The organism is Paenibacillus sp. FSL F4-0100, from assembly GCF_037993005.1.
Classification (GTDB): Bacteria; Bacillota; Bacilli; order Paenibacillales; family Paenibacillaceae; genus Paenibacillus_AQ.
Genome location: NZ_CP150303.1, coordinates 7,161,101 through 7,178,038 on the forward strand (window position 1 = coordinate 7,161,101; position 16,938 = coordinate 7,178,038).

Annotated in this window: 14 protein-coding genes; 8 read left to right on the top strand and 6 right to left on the bottom strand. The window is 51.0% G+C overall.

Annotation, left to right across the window (positions count from 1 at the left end; genetic code table 11):
- Complete coding sequence (gene fni, locus MHH48_RS32580; RefSeq protein ID WP_076323962.1) at positions 1-1,116, bottom strand: type 2 isopentenyl-diphosphate Delta-isomerase; 1,116 nt, start codon at positions 1,114-1,116, stop codon at positions 1-3.
- 303 nt (positions 1,117-1,419) lie between these two features.
- Here fni and MHH48_RS32585 point away from each other — a divergent pair, with 303 nt between their 5' ends.
- Positions 1,420-2,961, top strand: a complete 1,542-nt coding sequence (locus tag MHH48_RS32585) for a phospholipase D family protein (RefSeq protein WP_083659737.1) — start codon at positions 1,420-1,422, stop codon at positions 2,959-2,961.
- Positions 2,962-3,033: 72 nt separating this feature from the next.
- On the opposite strand, the gene cls is transcribed toward MHH48_RS32585, so the two are convergent.
- Entirely contained in the window at positions 3,034-4,536 is a 1,503-nt protein-coding gene (gene cls / locus MHH48_RS32590; protein ID WP_076323961.1) for a cardiolipin synthase, read from the bottom strand.
- A 201-nt stretch (positions 4,537-4,737) separates the two neighbouring features.
- Between cls and MHH48_RS32595 the strand changes: the two genes are divergently transcribed.
- The 5 genes from MHH48_RS32595 to MHH48_RS32615 all read left to right on the top strand — a co-directional run bounded on the left by MHH48_RS32595 (position 4,738) and on the right by MHH48_RS32615 (position 10,437).
- Positions 4,738-5,334 carry a TetR/AcrR family transcriptional regulator gene (locus MHH48_RS32595; RefSeq protein ID WP_076323960.1) on the top strand — a complete coding sequence of 199 codons (597 nt, stop codon included), beginning with the start codon at positions 4,738-4,740 and terminating at the stop codon, positions 5,332-5,334.
- Between the two features lie 95 nt (positions 5,335-5,429).
- On the top strand, positions 5,430-5,771 hold the full coding sequence (locus MHH48_RS32600) for a multidrug efflux SMR transporter (protein ID WP_076323959.1): 342 nt from the start codon (positions 5,430-5,432) through the stop codon (positions 5,769-5,771).
- Positions 5,771-6,085 carry a multidrug efflux SMR transporter gene (locus tag MHH48_RS32605; protein ID WP_076323958.1) on the top strand — a complete coding sequence of 105 codons (315 nt, stop codon included), beginning with the start codon at positions 5,771-5,773 and terminating at the stop codon, positions 6,083-6,085. Before MHH48_RS32600 ends, MHH48_RS32605 begins: the two co-directional genes overlap by 1 nt.
- A 151-nt stretch (positions 6,086-6,236) precedes the next feature.
- Positions 6,237-7,175, top strand: a complete 939-nt coding sequence (locus MHH48_RS32610; RefSeq protein WP_076323957.1) for a TetR/AcrR family transcriptional regulator — start codon at positions 6,237-6,239, stop codon at positions 7,173-7,175.
- Positions 7,176-7,221: 46 nt separating this feature from the next.
- Entirely contained in the window at positions 7,222-10,437 is a 3,216-nt protein-coding gene (locus tag MHH48_RS32615; RefSeq protein ID WP_076323956.1) for an efflux RND transporter permease subunit, read from the top strand.
- Positions 10,438-10,529: 92 nt separating this feature from the next.
- Here MHH48_RS32615 and MHH48_RS32620 read toward each other — a convergent pair whose 3' ends face one another.
- A complete protein-coding gene (locus tag MHH48_RS32620) occupies positions 10,530-11,207 on the bottom strand; it encodes a molecular chaperone TorD family protein (RefSeq protein ID WP_076323955.1) in 678 nt (225 codons plus the stop codon).
- 341 nt (positions 11,208-11,548) lie between these two features.
- Between MHH48_RS32620 and moaA the strand changes: the two genes are divergently transcribed.
- Positions 11,549-12,553: a GTP 3',8-cyclase MoaA gene (gene moaA / locus MHH48_RS32625; protein ID WP_076323954.1), complete on the top strand. Its 1,005-nt coding sequence runs from the start codon at positions 11,549-11,551 to the stop codon at positions 12,551-12,553.
- A gap of 161 nt (positions 12,554-12,714) precedes the next feature.
- Here the strand turns inward: moaA and MHH48_RS32630 are convergent, their stop codons facing one another.
- Complete coding sequence (locus tag MHH48_RS32630) at positions 12,715-13,371, bottom strand: molybdenum cofactor guanylyltransferase (RefSeq protein WP_076323953.1); 657 nt, start codon at positions 13,369-13,371, stop codon at positions 12,715-12,717.
- A gap of 141 nt (positions 13,372-13,512) precedes the next feature.
- Between MHH48_RS32630 and MHH48_RS32635 the strand changes: the two genes are divergently transcribed.
- Complete coding sequence (locus MHH48_RS32635; RefSeq protein WP_256720659.1) at positions 13,513-14,796, top strand: MFS transporter; 1,284 nt, start codon at positions 13,513-13,515, stop codon at positions 14,794-14,796.
- 167 nt (positions 14,797-14,963) lie between these two features.
- Here MHH48_RS32635 and MHH48_RS32640 read toward each other — a convergent pair whose 3' ends face one another.
- The gene (locus MHH48_RS32640) at positions 14,964-16,682 is read right to left on the bottom strand and encodes a glutamine--tRNA ligase/YqeY domain fusion protein (RefSeq protein WP_076323952.1); all 1,719 of its coding nucleotides are present in this window, start codon (positions 16,680-16,682) and stop codon (positions 14,964-14,966) included.
- Positions 16,679-16,846, bottom strand: coding sequence for a hypothetical protein (locus MHH48_RS32645; protein WP_179090662.1), 168 nt, complete (start codon positions 16,844-16,846; stop codon positions 16,679-16,681). Before MHH48_RS32645 ends, MHH48_RS32640 begins: the two co-directional genes overlap by 4 nt.
- Positions 16,847-16,938 lie beyond the last annotated feature (92 nt).

Below are 16,938 nucleotides of genomic sequence, written 5' to 3' on the forward strand. Positions count from 1 at the left end.
TTATGCACGAATCAGCCGGTTGGTAGACTTCAGCGCATCGATATTCCCTGCGCCGATTCCGAACATCGCCGTCCGCAGCTCCAACTCCACCTGGGCAAGCCGCTGATCCAGCGCTTCCACGGATTCGACCGCCGAGCCCAGGAGTCCACGCCCGAAGCCTGCCAGATCGGCGCCAAGCGAGAGCGCTTTAGCCGCATCGACGCCGCTCTGCAGCCCACCGCTGCCAATAAGCGCACAGGTTGGCGCAGCTTCGCGCACCTCCACGATACATTCCGCGGTAGGATTGCCCCAACCGGCGAAAGCCTCAGCCGCAGCGCGGCGAACCGGATCCGGGCTGCGAAATTTTTCAACCTGACTCCATGAAGTACCGCCCGCACCTGCCACGTCGATAAAGGCCGCCCCGATATTCAGCAGGCTCCGCGCCGTTTCACCATCGATTCCCCAGCCAACTTCTTTAATGCCAACCGGTACCGAAAGCGTACGGCACAGATCCTCAATTCGCCCAAGCAAACAGCCAAACCGGGTATTCCCTTCCGGCTGAAACACCTCTTGAAGTCCGTTTAAATGGAGAACCAGCATGTCCGCACCCGCGATATCCACCGCCCGCTGACAATCGTTAAGGCCAAACCCATAGTTCAGCTGCACCGCTCCAAGGTTAGCGATAACCGGCACGCTCGGCGCACTCTCCCGGACACGGAAAGTAGAAGCAAGCTCTTCCTTCTCCACCGCGGCCCGAACGGAGCCTACCCCAAGTGCCCAGCCGCGCCGCTGCGCTGCTTCAGCTAAACGTCTGTTGATCTCTCCGGTAGCCTTGCTTCCGCCAGTCATGGAGCTGATTAGAAATGGTGTGCGTACGGAAAAATCTAGAAATGTTGTGTCCAGCTTAATATCGTCAAAGTCAATTTCCGGCAGTGCGGAGTGACGGAAGCGGTAACGTTCAAAACCGGTGGTTACTCCCACAGAGCCTACTTCCTCATTCAAGCATAAGCGTACATGCTCTATTTTCCGCTCGCCCGTGGGCACTTCCGGCATCAGCCTGCCCTCAAGTTTTTCCGATCCTCTGCCTGAAATGGTTTCAGCAGGTTTATCCGCAGTTTCTTTATGTTCTGAATTCATCCCGTGCCTCCTTATCCACTTCACTCATCCCTTAAATAACTATATATAAGCATATCATTGGCACCACAGATTGTCCCAGCTCTGCATGATATGTACCTCTACAAACTAAAATATAAACTCGGTGTTCACCCATTCTTACGCATGTATTGAACTAACAAACCTCTCGACTATCATTCTACCCTGAGATCTTAGGAACAACCCGAAATCGAATACGATCCGAACTGCAGAACATGGAGTGCGTCAGGACAGGTCATTCATGTTAATTAACGTTATACAACAGTAGCGATAGGAGGATGGGCTATCTTGGGTTTCCGCCAATTATTTCATACGCGCACTTCAGAAAATCAAAATACACCTCGTGAAGGTACAAAGCTTGTACCAGGGAAACCTTCCAAAGGCTTCTGCATACGAAACACGATTTTGATCGGCCTGGCCCTTCTCATTCTCTGGCTTATCGGCGTGATGATTTATCAGACGCATAAGCCGCTACCGAAGGGGATCTCTTATGAAAGCCCACTCTACCATAGCGACGTTAAAATGTGGATCGACCTGACCTATCCCGGACCGGACGGTCAACCGATACATGATCGCGAAATCGGACCACGCATCGGTCAAATTATCGATGAATCCCGGAAGTTCCTGGTGATCGATATGTTTCTGTTCAATGGCTACACCCATAAAGGTCAGATATTCCCTGAAGTCAGCGAAGAACTCACTCATCTTCTGGTTGCCCATAAGAAGAAATATCCCGACATGGATATCTTCTTTATTTCCGATGAAGTCAATACCGGATATGGCTCCTATTCGCTGCCGGAATTCGAGGCCATGAAAGCAGCCGGGATTCATGTAATTATAACCGATGTCAACCGGCTTCGAGATTCCACGCCCATCTATTCCGCTGTATGGCGAACGTTCTTCCAGTGGTTTGGCCAGTCGGGCAGAGGGACACTCCCCAATCTGATGGCAAGCGAAGCACCCGATATTACGGTCCGCTCCTATCTGAAGCTGCTGAATGTGAAGGCCAATCACCGTAAAATCGTCATCAGCGAGAACACTGCGCTGGTCACTTCGGCCAACATCCATGACGCCAGCGCTTTCCATTCAAACATTGCCTTCGAAACGAGTGGGGACATCATCGGGGATATGCTTGCAGCTGAACAAGCCGCCGTTAACCTTACAAGCCGAATCAAACTGCCGGAATATGAGCCAGACTCCAAGCCACACATGCAACCTTCTGATCAAGCAAACGATGTCGATGTTCGTTATTTGACGGAAGGAAAAATCTATAAATATGTTCTGAAAGCCATAGAGCAATCACAGCCTGGGGACACGCTCTGGATGGGGATGTTCTATCTGGCCGACAGCAAAGTCATGGACCAGCTTCTTAAGGCCTCGGACCGCGGCGTTGATATCCGCCTCATCCTGGATCCGAACCAGAATGCCTTCGGCCGGGACAAGATCGGCATCCCTAACCGTCCGGCTGCCGCTGAGCTCATCAAGAAATCCAAAGGCAACATCTCTGTTCGCTGGTACAACACCGGTACAGAGCAGTATCATACCAAGCTCATGTACATTGCCAAACCGACAGGCAAGTCTGTGATTACCGGCGGGTCAACCAACTTCACCCAGCGGAATCTGGCCGATCTCAATTTGGAAAACAACTTGTGGATAGCCGCGCCTAAGGATCATCCGCTTACCCGGGATCTGGACCGTTACTTTCATCGGATATGGTCCAACGAAGGCGCAGTCTTTAGTCTCGAAGCCGAGGCTTATCAAGGAAAAACGACATGGATGAAGGACATCCTGTTCAAACTACAGAAATGGCTCGGTTTCACTACCTTTTAGAATTCTTTCAATATGATGTATGTACGCACATGAAGTGCCCGTATGTACCACGAGTTCCCCACCTCCACCGCATTACAGCAGAGGTGACATTAGCCGGGCGGCCGACTCCAGCAGCCGGGTCATGATTCTTTTTTTACGGGTATGATTGCGGTCGTACAGGATAGCGGATTCCTGGTCCTGCTCGAAGTCGGATACCAGCCTGCCTACGCTTTCCGTATGAACGAGTAAAGCATTAACCTCAAAATTAAGGTGGAAGCTCCGCATGTCCATGTTAGCCGTGCCAATGGTTGCGACCTTGCCGTCAACGATTAGCAGCTTCGAGTGCATAAACCCTTTTTCATATTCATACACCCTTACCCCGGCATCCAGCAGAGCCGGAAAATAGGAATGAGAAGCCAGGAAGGGAAGCCATTTGTCCGGTTTCGACGGAAACAGAATCCGTACATCAAGACCGGACAAGGCAGCAACCCTGAGCGCGGTGAATATGTCTTCATCCGGTATAAAATAAGGCGTAGCCAGCCATACCGACTTACGAGCCGACACAATCATGGAGAAGAAGATGTTCTTCAGGGCTCTTCGCTCATTGTCCGGTCCGCTTGCGATAATCTGGACGGCACCGGCACGGTTCTCCAGCAAATCCGGTGAATAATAGATGGGTTCACTCGGCTGCTCACCTGTCATGTACTGCCAATCCTGGAGAAAGATAACTTGGAGCGTTCTGACAGCCTCTCCGCGAACAAGCATGTGGGTATCGCGCCAGAAACCGAATGCCTTGCTGCGGCTTAAATACTCATCCCCTACATTCAATCCACCAACGAATCCGACACTCCCGTCAATAACAACGATTTTGCGATGATTGCGGTAATTCACGCGGCTCGTGAAAAATATCGTTTTGGGACTGCCGAATACGGCGACCTGTACACCCGCATCCCGCATCTCTTGCAAAAAGGAAGGCGGCAGTTGCAAGCTGCCAACGGCGTCCACCATAAACCGAACGGCCACCCCCTCTTTCGCCTTCCGTATCAAAATTTCCTGGATCTGCGTTCCGATCGCATCCGGACGGTAAATGTAATATTCCATATGAATGTGATGCGCCGCTTGTTCCAGCTCCGCAATCAAGGCCGCAAAAGTCTCTTCCCCGTCGGTCAGCACCTTGGTATCGCTCGAGAAGGAAATCGGCGTGCGTGCAAGGCGGGTAGACAGCTGAAGGAGCTGCTGCACTTCGGGCTTAAAGCAGGAGATGTCTGGGGTGTTCTTCCGAAGCACTTCGCTGGTATATACCAGCACGTCCTTCCGCGCCTTTTTATCGTATTTTCTCCGCTTGAAATAGTTCTGTCCGAACAAAAAATAAAAGACAAGCCCTACGATAGGGACAAGCGCCAAGAGCAGAATCCAGGCCAACGTGCTGGTGGGATGACGATTCTCCATAAAAATCATGAATCCGATGGATACTACGGTTAGCGTAGAGAATATCCCGATAATGGTCCCCGTCGTCTTCCCGAAATAATCCATGCCAAAATAATAAAACGCGAACAAAAGCGCGGTAATCAGTACAGCCTCTATTCCCTTTCTCATATCGTTTACCCCTTGTTCTTCATCGTTTCTGTCTCTATGTATGTACGATGCTGGTCACACCATATTCTACATGATCTCCCCCAGGAACTAAAGACTGATCTGCTTGAGCCGACAAGGCCTGATGCCCAAAAATAAAATATTGACAATGCGAACGCCATTTGTTAAAAATATAACTAACGATCGTTAGTTAGGAGGAATCTTATGAGTGCCGTCGACATTAAACAATCCGCCCTTGCCCACTTTGCCAAAAACGGTTACGAAGGGGCATCGTTAAAACATATTGCTGACGACTGCGGAATCAAAAAACCGTCGATTTATGCCCATTTTTCCAGCAAAAAAGATTTGTTTCTGCAGGTGCTTCAGGACGTATTCCAGCGCCAAGAGGACTTAATGGTAGGCTATTTTCTCGGCCATGCGGATTGGCCGCTGGAGCAGCAGCTGCACGGATTTCTTGAAAGCCGTCTCCAAGCTTATCGTATGGATGATGAAGTCCGGTTCTTCTTGCGGATGGCCTTCTTCCCGCCAAGCACGCTGTACGACGAAGTGATGGGGATGGTATATCCATTGCTGGACCAGCAGGAGGAGAACCTGTCCAAACTGCTTGCCGCAGGCTGCCCGGTTCACGGACGCATTATTCGTTATCCGCGTAAAGCCGCCATTGCCTACATGACCTTGCTGGACGGAATTCATCTGGAAACCGTATACGGCGGAGAAGAACGGGCCCTAAGACGGCTTGTGGCCGCTTGGCCCGTGTATTGGTTAGGGGTAACGAAACAGGGATATAACCACGAGAGTTAATGTCTCCTATTCTACGCATGCTAAAGGGGCTTAAGGAGAATAAGAATCGGTAAGTGAGGGGTTACTGTTATTTTCATAAAGGAGTGACAATCATAATGAATCGCAACTGGCTTTATGTGCTGCTTGCTGGATTGGTTGAAATCATATGGGTGATGGGTTTGAAGCATTCCTCTAACACATGGGAATGGCTTGGAACCGTGGCCGCCATTACAGCGAGCTTTTATCTTATTATCGAGGCGGCCAAACGGCTGCCGGTCGGAACGGTGTATGCCGTCTTCACGGGAATCGGCACAGCCGGAACAGTGGCTTCCGAAATGCTGTTCTTCGGAGAACCGTTTAAAGTGCTCAAGGTGCTTCTGATCTGCGTGCTGTTGGCAGGTGTGGTCGGACTCAAACTGATTACCAGCGATCATGCAGAACCGGAGGTGAGCAAGTAATGGCCTGGGTTGCTCTTGTATTTGCCGGATTATTTGAAATCGGTGGCGTTATCGGTATCAAAGGCGTGTCGGAACGTAAGGGATGGCGCTATGTACTGATTTTGGCCTTATCTTTTGCCGCCAGTTTCTCCCTTCTTTCTTATGCCATGACCGTACTGCCTATGGGTACCGCTTATGCCATCTGGACGGGAATCGGAACGGCGGGCGGCGCGATCACCGGGATGTTCCTGTTCGGGGAACCCAAGGAGTGGCGGCGGGTGCTGTTTATTGCCATGATTCTGTGCTCGGCTGTCGGTCTGAAATTGATCAGTTAAATAATTTCAACAAATTTCATATGTTTTCAGAACCCATGAAAAGGGACGACCGTAGTAAAGTTGAAACGGTCGTTCTTTTTCATATATAATAATTCTCGACCTCATGGTCAATCTAAGAACCGAAAAGTTCTCAAGCGAGGTGAGCTATTGATTGGCTGATAAAACGGCAGAAAAACGACAGCAAATACTCATCACTGCGATGCAGCTGTTTTCCGCGAAGGGCTCTTCGGTTACCTCCATGCAGGAAATCGCCGAAGTATGCGGGATGTCGAAAGGCAGCCTCTATCTTCATTTCAAATCCAAAGAGGAACTGGAAAAGAGCATTTACGAGCTTATCGCAAGCAGGATTAAAGATGAGATTCTCCGGGTCGATCAAGATCCGCTGCTTGCACCTAAGGAGCAGCTGCGCAAGCAGACGGAAGTGCTTCTGGTCCATTTTCTGGAGATCCGGGAATTTCTCCTGAAGCAATTCCATGATCAAATGCCGCCGGGGAAACCGCCTTTCGACAAGGAAAACATGCGGCAGGAAATGCTGGCTACATTGCAGTGGTTTAACAATAAGCTGAAAACCATTTATGGACCGGACGTAGAGCCGTATACGATGGAGATCGGCATGTTTATGGGCAGTATGCTCGGTTCTTATATCCGTTTCCTGTTCATGCCGGGATTTCATTTGAATGTGGGAATCATCGCTGATCATCAGATCCAGCTGCTGGATGATATTGTAGCCAGTATTCTGCGCAGACGGCCCGAACCCCTGATCCCAATGGAGGCGGTTGGGCAATTGGGTCAAGTATGCCAAACCGACATGCGCACGCAGCGTCACCCTCTCATTGTTATTAAGACGATGAAGAATGAGCTTAAGAGGATCCAGGTGGAGCCGGATGTCCGGGAAGATGCGATGGAGTCGCTCAATATTATGGAGAAGGAGCTGCTTGCCCTTCAGCCTAGCCGAGCCGTTCTGAAAGGAATGCTTGCCAACTTGGATGGGATCGAGGACCTTGAAGCATTGTTTACGGAGCTCAAGGGCACCATTGTGACTGTACTCGAAAGCTATCTTACACCCGGTGGAATGATGAAGGGGAATTAGTCCAAGTTAGAGACATAGAGTTTTGGAGAGGAGAGAGAATCGCCTAATGAAAGGAATTATCAATTTCTCGCTGCGCAACAAGTTTGCGATCTGGCTGCTGACCATCATCGTCAGCTTCGGAGGATTATACAGCGGACTGACGATGAAGCAAGAAACCATTCCGGATATTAACGTCCCGTTCTTAAGTGTTACCGCGATCTATCCGGGTGCAGCTCCTGAAGGTGTTGTGGAGGATGTTACCAAACCGCTCGAGACGAGACTCCGCAATATTGACGGCGTCAAAACCGTAACCTCCACTTCCATGGAGAATGCAGCCAATGTCATGGTTGAGTTTGATTATGGTAGTGATCTGGACAACGCTACGGCTGCTGTTCGTGAAGCCATTAACGAGGTAAAGCTGCCTGATGACGCCCAGAAACCTACCATATCCAAATTCAGCATGAGCTCCATGCCGGTTGTCTCCCTAAGTATTGCGAACAAAGACAATATGGCATTGGATGAATTGACACGCATCACAGAGAACGACATCGTTCCGGAGCTGGAGGATTTGGACGGAGTTGCTTCCATCCAGGTAGCCGGACAATTCGTGAACGAAGTACAGCTGAAGTTTAATCAGAACAAACTGAACGAGCTTGGCCTGACGGAGGATACCGTCAAAGGAATCGTGCAGGGTTCAGCGCTGTACGTTCCGCTCGGCATGTTCGAAATGGAAAAATCGCAGAAGGCCGTTGCTATTGATGGCGGCATCATCGGCATTGACGATCTGAAGAATATCGCCATTCCGGTTATTCCGGGTGGCGGTGGTGCAGATGCATCTGCCGGAGCTGGTGCTCCGAATGCCGGGACAGGTCAACAACCACCGCAGCAGCCTTCCGGTAATGCAGCTGGGGCAGGCCAACAAGGCGCTCCTGGAGCCGGTGCGGCTGCTGGCGGACCAAGCGGTGCTCCTGCCGTTCCGACCGGCATTCCAACAGTGAAACTCAGCGAGATTGCCAAGATTGAAGTTATCGGAACCTCGGAATCCATCTCCCGCACCAACGGGAAGGAATCGATCGGTATCCAAATCGTGAAAGCCAACGACGCCAATACGGTTGATGTTGTCAATCAGGTGAAAGACAAGGCCGAAGAATTGAGAGGCCTCTATCCTGGCATGGATCTGACAATCATGCTGGACCAAGGCAAGCCGATTGAAGACTCTGTTCATACGATGCTCTCCAAGGCATTATTCGGCGCACTGTTCGCCGTTCTGATCATTATGATCTTCTTGCGCAACATCCGTTCGACGATTATATCGATCATTTCGATCCCATTGTCCTTGCTGATTGCGGTTCTGTGCCTGAGACAAATGGATATCACCTTGAATATGATGTCGCTCGGTGCCATGACCGTTGCTATCGGCCGGGTTGTCGATGATTCGATCGTCGTTATCGAGAATATCTACCGGCGCATGTCCCTCTCGACCGAGAAGTTGACAGGCCGAGAGCTCATTAGTGCCGCTACACGTGAAATGTTTGTACCGATCATGTCCTCCACCATCGTAACCATCGCGGTATTCCTGCCGCTTACCCTGGTTAGCGGTATGGTCGGAGAGCTGTTCATGCCATTTGCATTGACGATGGTCTTTGCACTGCTCGCTTCCCTGGTCGTGGCGGTCACACTCGTACCCGCTATGGCGCACAGCCTGTTCCGCAAAGGCTTAAAGAACAAACATGATCATGCAGAGAAACCTGGCGCAATGGCCCGCGGGTATCGTTCCATTCTCAAATGGACGCTGAATCACAAAGCCATTACATTCCTGGCAGCCATCGTGTTATTGGCAGGAAGCTTGTTCCTGACGAAGTACCTTGGAGTTAGCTTTATTCCTGAACAGGAAGACAAATATGCCATGGTCACTTATTCTCCTGAACCTGGCGTCATGCTGGAGGATGTAGAGGAACGCGCATTAAAAGCGGAGAAATTGATCCTGGATCAGCCTGGAGTGCAAACGATGCAGTACTCCATCGGCGGAAGCAATCCGCTTGGTATGGGATCAGCCAATTCCGGATTGTTCTATATTATGTATGACCCGGACACGAAAAACTTTGAAGATGTCAAAAAAGCGCTTGTCGAGGATCTTGCCAAGGAAGTACCGGATGGCACTTGGTCCAATATGGACATGGCGGCCGGCGGCTTTGGCGGCAGCCAGTTAACGGTTAACGTCTTTGGCGACTCTCTGGAGCAGATCAAGCCGGTGGCTGATCAAATCGCAGAACTCGCAAACAAGGATACCGCTACCTTCGACAATGCAAAGACCAGCTTGTCCGAAGCGTTCGAGCAGTATACGCTGGTTGCCGACCAAGAGAAGCTGAGCTCCCTTGGCCTGACAGCCGGACAATTGGCAATGAAGCTGTCTCCGGTACGGGAACGTCCAGTCTTGACCGAAGTCAAAATTGAGGACAAGACCTACAATGTTTACATTGAGACGGACAGCAAAACCTATAAGAGTATAAAGGAAATCGAGAACGAAACCGTCACCTCCCCACTCGGTATCGAAGTACCGATCAAGGATGTGGCCAAGGTGGAAAAAGGAACGACTCCAGACTCCATTATGCGCATCGACGGGAAAATGGTTGTGACCGTCACAGCCGACATCCTGTCCAGCGATGTAGGATCGGCCTCCACCAACCTGGAGACTGAAGTGAATAAGCTTGAGCTTCCAGACGGCGTATCCGTCCAATTCGGAGGCGTCACCGAGCAAATCAACGAAACCTTCGGACAGCTTGGACTCGCCATGCTGGCAGCCATCGCGATTGTATACTTTGTGCTTGTGGTTACATTCGGTGGCGGTCTCGCACCGTTCGCCATCCTGTTCTCGCTGCCGTTCATTGTCATCGGAGCCATTATCGGCTTGCTCGTCACAGGCGAGACACTGAATGTGTCTGCACTCATGGGCGTGCTCATGCTGATCGGTATCGTCGTGACCAATGCGATTGTATTGATCGACCGCGTAATCCATATGGAGCGCGAAGGAATGAGCACACGCGAAGCCCTGCTTGAAGCCGGCGCTACCCGTCTTCGTCCAATCCTGATGACGGCACTCGCAACGATCGGCGCTCTTCTGCCTCTCGTATTCGGTTGGGAGAGCAGCGCAGGCATCATCTCGAAAGGTCTCGGCATTACGGTTATCGGCGGTCTGATCAGTTCGACGCTGCTCACGCTCGTGGTGGTACCTATCGTGTACGAGTTCCTGATGAAGTTCAGCAAGAAAAGAATCGAAGATTAAGTAGAACAGCAAAGCCCCGGTTTCCTAGAATAGGAGATCGAGGCTTTTTTTTGATGACTATGATGTTGACGACTATGATGTTGTCTTGCTCGCTAATGTACCAGCACAGCCTCCCTGGAATGCTTCCACGTCTTCAGCATGCTCAGATCCTGTGCGAGGAACTCCTCCAGCAGACTGAATAACGACTGATAAAGCGGACTTTCCGTGGATCCTTTCAGATCCTTGCAGAGGGATGGCACCCATGACAACAGATGCTCCTCCAGAAACTTTTCTTGAACCTCCATCAATTGCAGCATGCTATGTTCACAATACGTATTGTTCAGCATACGGTCATGAAGCAGTGTCATAAATTCCAGTTCAATGGCTATATGATCGTCCGCTTCCCCGTGCAGTTTATTAAAGGCAATACCGACGGATGCATAACAATCGGCTAAATCCTGAGCGCATCCATCCTTCGTATAATGAGACTCTGCTGCCTGACGCTGTTTGGACTGCTGAAGCAATCGGCGGTATTCCGCCCCTTCATATTCGCAAATCCGAACCAATTCCTCAGGTGAGCGTCCACATAAATATGTCATCAGTTCCGTACCGGCCTTCGAACACTCCGCAGCCTTGCTAATTCCACTTCCGCGGCTCCATTCCGCAATCATAGACAAGCTGGGCCAATTGCCCAAAAAATCAATCAGCAGCTCGTAGACCGTCCCCCGGTTTTCAAGCCATCTGTGACAGACGTCAGGCACCTCCAAAGTTTGAACAGGTGATATCGCCATATCGAACCTCCTATTGGTAACCTTTCTTGTTGGATGTGATATCCTTGACAGTATATCTTAGATGAACGCCTAATGAAAGCAGCTAGAAATGATTTCCGAAAATTTCGGAAAAATCGGGAAACTTTCGGAAATCTAGAATGTCACTACTCGCTTTCAAGGGGAGAAAGCTTTTGTTCACAGCTTCAATATAATGGATCCCGAAAGCGTTTACTGTGATTCTTCTCACAAAAGAATGGCCATTTTGCCGCTGCTTGTCCTGCCGTCATGACCCAAACGGCGCATTGACTCCCGTTCGGGGAATGGCTACAATGTGACCATGCATGCTATAAAGGGGGATTTCCATGATCGAACCGCTTAAAGATTCTTTCGGTCGGGTCCATGATTATATTCGCGTCTCGGTGACGGATCGATGCAATCTTCGTTGTGTCTATTGTATGCCGGAAGAAGGAATGGAATTCCAGCCTCATGATCAGATTATGAGCTATGAAGAGATCGCAGCGATCGTGCGCGTCCTTGCCCCTATGGGCGTCTCCAAAGTACGCCTTACCGGCGGGGAACCGCTGGTGCGCAAGGATCTGGAATCCTTGGTCCATATGATTGCTTCCATTGAAGGAATTCAAGATATATCACTTACCACCAACGGGATCATGCTCCCATCCAAAGCTCGTCTGCTTAAGGAAGCGGGACTCACTCGTATCAACATCAGCCTGGATTCGCTTCATGAGGAGCGTTACGCGCGCATTACGCGCGGCGGACGGGTGCATAAAGTGCTGGAAGGCATTGAAGCCGCTTATGAAGCCGGCCTGGATCCGATCAAACTGAACATGGTGTTAATGAAGGGCTTCAACGAAGACGAAATTCGCGACTTTATCGCTCTAACGCTCGATCGTCCCCTCCATGTCCGCTTTATTGAATATATGCCGATCGGCCAAGCATCCGATGCCTGGCGAGATTCGTATCTGCCGCTGAGCCGGGTATCCGAAGTGTGCCAGGAGGCGGGGTGGACCATTCAAGAAGAGCAGGGACCATCCGGCAATGGGCCTTCACGCAACATGAAGGTGGTTGGAGCTACAGGAACCTTCGGTCTGATCCATCCGGTCAGCGATCATTTCTGCGATTCCTGCAACCGCCTCAGGCTGACGGCGGACGGCCACATCAAGGCTTGTCTATACTGGTCCGACGAATTTAACGTGCGCCGTGTCGTCGATGATCCTTCCGCGGTGGCGAACCTGTTCCGCAAAGCGCTGGGCGATAAACCGCTGAATCATGAAATGGCGCTCGCGCTCGAGAAAAAGGCACAAAACCATACTCCCACCGTCCGGCGCATGTCGCAGATCGGCGGATAAACCCGTCTGCTGCGCGTATACTGCCGATGGCAGATTTATTATCGCTAGCGCGCAGTTATATATTAATATTCCCCGCCAAGCATTTAGTTGGCGGGGTTATTTTTTTAGGATGAGTACCGGTTTCAACGGGCTTTGCACCTTGATGCCGCTATAAAACTCTACTATCTATCCTCAGACAAGTCGGAATTCAGCAGGCCGCCTGCTGCCTCATATTCCCCAGGCGTGTTCATATTAAATAAAATCCTGCGCGGATCAAGGCCCGTCATTGCCTCTAATTGCTCCTCGTGCACAAAGACGGCATTCAGCTCCTGCACCCATTCCACCATGCGCAGTTGTCCCTTGATCAGCCTGTGCTCAAGGACTTCTACGGTTTCTTTGCGATATGCCGCCAGCAGCGGATGCATCCTGCCCTCTACCACGGGGATTACAGCGTCGGCTGCGTACTGCTTGTTCGCCAGATCCAGCAGTCCCCGAAGGAAACGCTCATGGATATAAGGCATGTCACACGCAGCAACCATATTCCATGTGCTTTGGGATGACTTGAGCGCTGCATGAAGTCCCGCCATCGGTCCTTGCCCGACATAGAGATCGGGAATGCACTCCAATTCAAGAAATTGATAAGCGGCCGGGACATTCGTGGATAGGATTACCCGTCCGCTAACTTTGTCAAGCACCTGGACCGTTCGCTCGATCAAACTCATTCCCTCCATAGGCAACAGCGCCTTGTTTCTCCCCATTCTCCGGGAGGCTCCACCTGCAAGCACGATACCTGTCACCTGATCTGGCGAAAGGCCAACATCTAGGGAGTGATCGCTCATATGTTCTACCCGCCTTTCTTACACGTTGTAAAAAAAGTTGATTCAGTTTACAGATTAATAACCAGAATAATGGAAAATCATTTAAAAGATGGTTTGTATCCCTTTTCAATGCATGATACATTGAAAGGAAAGCGGCTTCCTATGTCGCCGCGATTTTGGATTGTATTCGGTTTGAAAGGAATGACCTACTTGCGGAATATGGACAATGCTCAACCTTCGCTGACATCGCTCAAGCTGTTCAACTTCTTCATTTACGGAACCATGGTCATCTTCACCGGTTTTTTCCAGTTATATTTGCAAGACATCGGCATGAGCAAAATCGAAATCGGCAGCCTGATGGCAATCGCGCCATTTGTGTCCATCTTCGCAAATCCGTTCTGGGGATTCTGGGGTGACCGGGCGGCCAACATCAAACGCGTGCTGCTGATCATGATGACCGGTACGCTGCTGCTGGTCCAGCTTGTATTTCAGGCGAATACCTATGCAATGATATACATGACGATGATTTTCTTTTATTTCTTCCAGACTCCGATGTTCTCGCAGACGAATTCGCTGATTCTAACCTATATTGAGGGGACGCAGCAAAAATTCGGCTCGTTCCGGCTATGGGGATCGCTGGGATGGGCGCTGACGGCAATTGCTGCAGGACCTGTCATCGACCGGCTCGGATCGGGACGCATCTCCATCGTGTTCTCGGTCATGCTGCTGGTGGCGGCGTTGTTCATGTTCACACTGCCCTCCATCCAGAAAACAACGGCGTCGGCATCGGTTAGCCTCAAAGGACTCAGCAGACTGTTCCTGAACCCCTATTTTGTCTGGTTCATTCTATTAGGCATCATGGTATCCATCCCGAACACAGCCAATAACACCTTTATGTCCCTATACATTCTGGAGCTTGGCGGTACCAAGCAGATGGTGGGCCTTGCCATCTTCTTCTCTTCGATATTTGAAGTGGTGATCTTCATTCTGTTTGACCGCTTCCTGAAACGGAAAATCAATGTCCTGGTCGGCTGCCTGACGATTGTCAGCCTGCTCTTCGCCCTCCGCTGGCTGCTGATGGCGGAAGCCAACAGTGCACTGGAGGTGGCCTTCATCCAGTTGCTGCACTGCGTAACCTTCGGCGGCTATTTCTATGTTGGCGTTCAGCTGACGATGCTATTTGTGCCCACGCCGTATCGCGCTTCCGGACAAGCGATCTATACCTTGAGCTGGAGCGGCATATCCGGCGTCATCGGCGGTCTCGCCGGCGGCTGGATGTTCCAGAACTTCGGGGCGCAGATCATGTACCGGACCGGTACGATGCTTGCCATTGTGGGTGCTATCGGCTTTGGCTGGATGTGGTACAACCTTCGCAAGCACGGGTACCAGCCGCTGCATCCGGACGATCCCGAAGGCGACGAGATCGAGGAGTATGCTGCGAGTTAGAACGTGGTCCGTATGAGAAGCCATTCAAATGACAAGATGGTATCACCGTAAATATAACAAGACTCGAATGAATCCTGTAACGGAATCTTCGAGTCTTGTTTACGTTATAGGGAGGCACGGGAGACTCTTCTCCCCTTCAATGCCTCCATTTCTATTTGCAATCTTGATTAGCTCTTCGGAAGCTGGAACGAGCTCTTCAGGGAGACTACGCGGTTAAATACCGGACGCCCTGGCTGCGAATACTTCGAGTCGACGTTGAAATATCCGTGGCGGAAGAACTGGAACTTGTCCTGCGGTGCAGCATCCTTCATATTCGGTTCCACGAATCCTTGCACGATTTGCAGCGAGTTCGGATTGATGTCGTCCAGGAAGGACTTCTCGGCAGCTGCTTCTTCCGCTTCGCCTGCAACCTCTGGTACCAATTCGGCTTCTTCCTCTTCGTCCTTGAACAGTGGTTCGAACAGGCGGAATTCGGCAGGTACGGCCTGCGTGGCCTCCACCCAGTGAATCGTTCCCTTCACCTTGCGTCCGGTAAAGCCGCTACCGCTCTTCGTCTCCGGATCATACGTGCAGTGGATCTCAACGACCTTGCCGTTCTCGTCTTTGATCACATCATTGCACTTAATGAAATACGCATGCTTCAAACGCACCTCATTGCCAGGGAACAAGCGGAAATATTTGCTCGGCGGATCTTCCATGAAATCCTCTTGTTCGATATAGATCTCGCGCGAGAACGGAATCTGGCGGACGCCCATCTCCGGATTCTCCGTATTGTTCTCGGCATCCAGCCATTCCGTCTGGCCTTCAGGATAGTTCGTAATGACCACCTTCAGCGGGTCCAGCACAGCCATCGTGCGCGGCGCCTTCAGCTTCAGGTCCTCACGGATAAAGTGTTCCATCACTTGGCGGTCCACCGTGCCGTACGCCTTCGAAATTCCCGTCTCAAACACGAAGTTGCGAATGGCTTCAGGCGTGTATCCCAGACGGCGAAGTCCGGAGATCGTCGGCATGCGCGGATCATCCCAGCCGTCCACCACATTCTCGTCTACGAGCTGCTTCAGTTTCCGTTTGCTCGTAACCGTCTGCGCCACGTTCAGACGCCCGAATTCGTACTGATGCGGTGTGCTGTCCATCTCGCATTCCGCCACAACCCAATCATAGAAGGGGCGCTGATCTTCAAACTCAAGAGAACACAGGGAATGCGTAACCCCTTCAATGGCATCCTCCAGCGGATGGGCAAAAGCGTACATCGGATAGATGCACCACTTGTCGCCTGTATTATGATGATGCGCGTGGGAGATACGGTAGATGACCGGATCCCGCAAATTGATGTTCGGCGAAGCCATATCGATCTTGGCGCGCAGCACGCGCTCGCCGTTGGCAAATTCCCCTTTGCGCATCCGCTCGAACAGATCCAGATTTTCTTCCACGCTGCGATCCCGGTACGGGCTATTTTGCCCAGGCTCGGTCAGGGTTCCGCGCTTTTCGCGAATTTGGTCAGCGGATTGGTCATCCACGTAAGCTTTCCCTTTCTTAATCAGCAGCACTGCGCGATTGTACATCTCTTCAAAATAATCGGACGCGTACCGCAGCTCTTCCCAATCGAATCCGAGCCACTTCACGTCCTCCTTGATGGAGTTAACATACTCAATGTCTTCCTTCACCGGGTTCGTATCATCGAACCGCAAATGCGTCCGTCCGCCGAATTCATCGGCCAGCGTGAAATTGATCCATATAGCCTTGGCATGTCCAATATGCAAGTAGCCGTTCGGCTCCGGCGGAAAGCGGGTAACGATTTCCTTGACTTTACCGGACTTCAGGTCTTCGGTAATAACATTTTTTATGAAATTGGAGGGGGTGCCCCGATGGTTCTCCACGTTGATCAACCTTTCGTCCTGTAATTTCTGTCTATCTCCTGTATAAACGTGTTTCCCTTAAATATACCTGTAATGCCGTGATTGTTCAAGGAATTCGGCACTTCCGTGCCGCAAGTTGCCGACTTGGGATGAGGATTCCAGCGAGCAGCCTGCTCCCAGCATCTAACCTGCATACAGAGGATCCTCCCACAGCCGAAAATGCCGGTGAGAATCGTTTTGACGGGGGCTTTTCAATAGGGTAGCATGGAGAGAAAAACAACGATGG

Bases quoted from the DNA above. Each gene is read 5' to 3' on its own strand.
- MHH48_RS32600 (WP_076323959.1), top strand. From the start codon at position 5,430: ATGAATCGCAACTGGCTTTATGTGCTGCTTGCTGGATTGGTTGAAATC.
- MHH48_RS32630 (WP_076323953.1), bottom strand. From the start codon at position 13,371: ATGAGCGATCACTCCCTAGATGTTGGCCTTTCGCCAGATCAGGTGACA.
- MHH48_RS32645 (WP_179090662.1), bottom strand. From the start codon at position 16,846: ATGCAGGTTAGATGCTGGGAGCAGGCTGCTCGCTGGAATCCTCATCCC.
- MHH48_RS32615 (WP_076323956.1), top strand. From the start codon at position 7,222: ATGAAAGGAATTATCAATTTCTCGCTGCGCAACAAGTTTGCGATCTGG.
- MHH48_RS32605 (WP_076323958.1), top strand. From the start codon at position 5,771: ATGGCCTGGGTTGCTCTTGTATTTGCCGGATTATTTGAAATCGGTGGC.
- MHH48_RS32595 (WP_076323960.1), top strand. From the start codon at position 4,738: ATGAGTGCCGTCGACATTAAACAATCCGCCCTTGCCCACTTTGCCAAA.
- MHH48_RS32620 (WP_076323955.1), bottom strand. From the start codon at position 11,207: ATGGCGATATCACCTGTTCAAACTTTGGAGGTGCCTGACGTCTGTCAC.
- fni (WP_076323962.1), bottom strand. From the start codon at position 1,116: ATGAATTCAGAACATAAAGAAACTGCGGATAAACCTGCTGAAACCATT.
- MHH48_RS32635 (WP_256720659.1), top strand. From the start codon at position 13,513: ATGTCGCCGCGATTTTGGATTGTATTCGGTTTGAAAGGAATGACCTAC.
- cls (WP_076323961.1), bottom strand. From the start codon at position 4,536: ATGAGAAAGGGAATAGAGGCTGTACTGATTACCGCGCTTTTGTTCGCG.
- moaA (WP_076323954.1), top strand. From the start codon at position 11,549: ATGATCGAACCGCTTAAAGATTCTTTCGGTCGGGTCCATGATTATATT.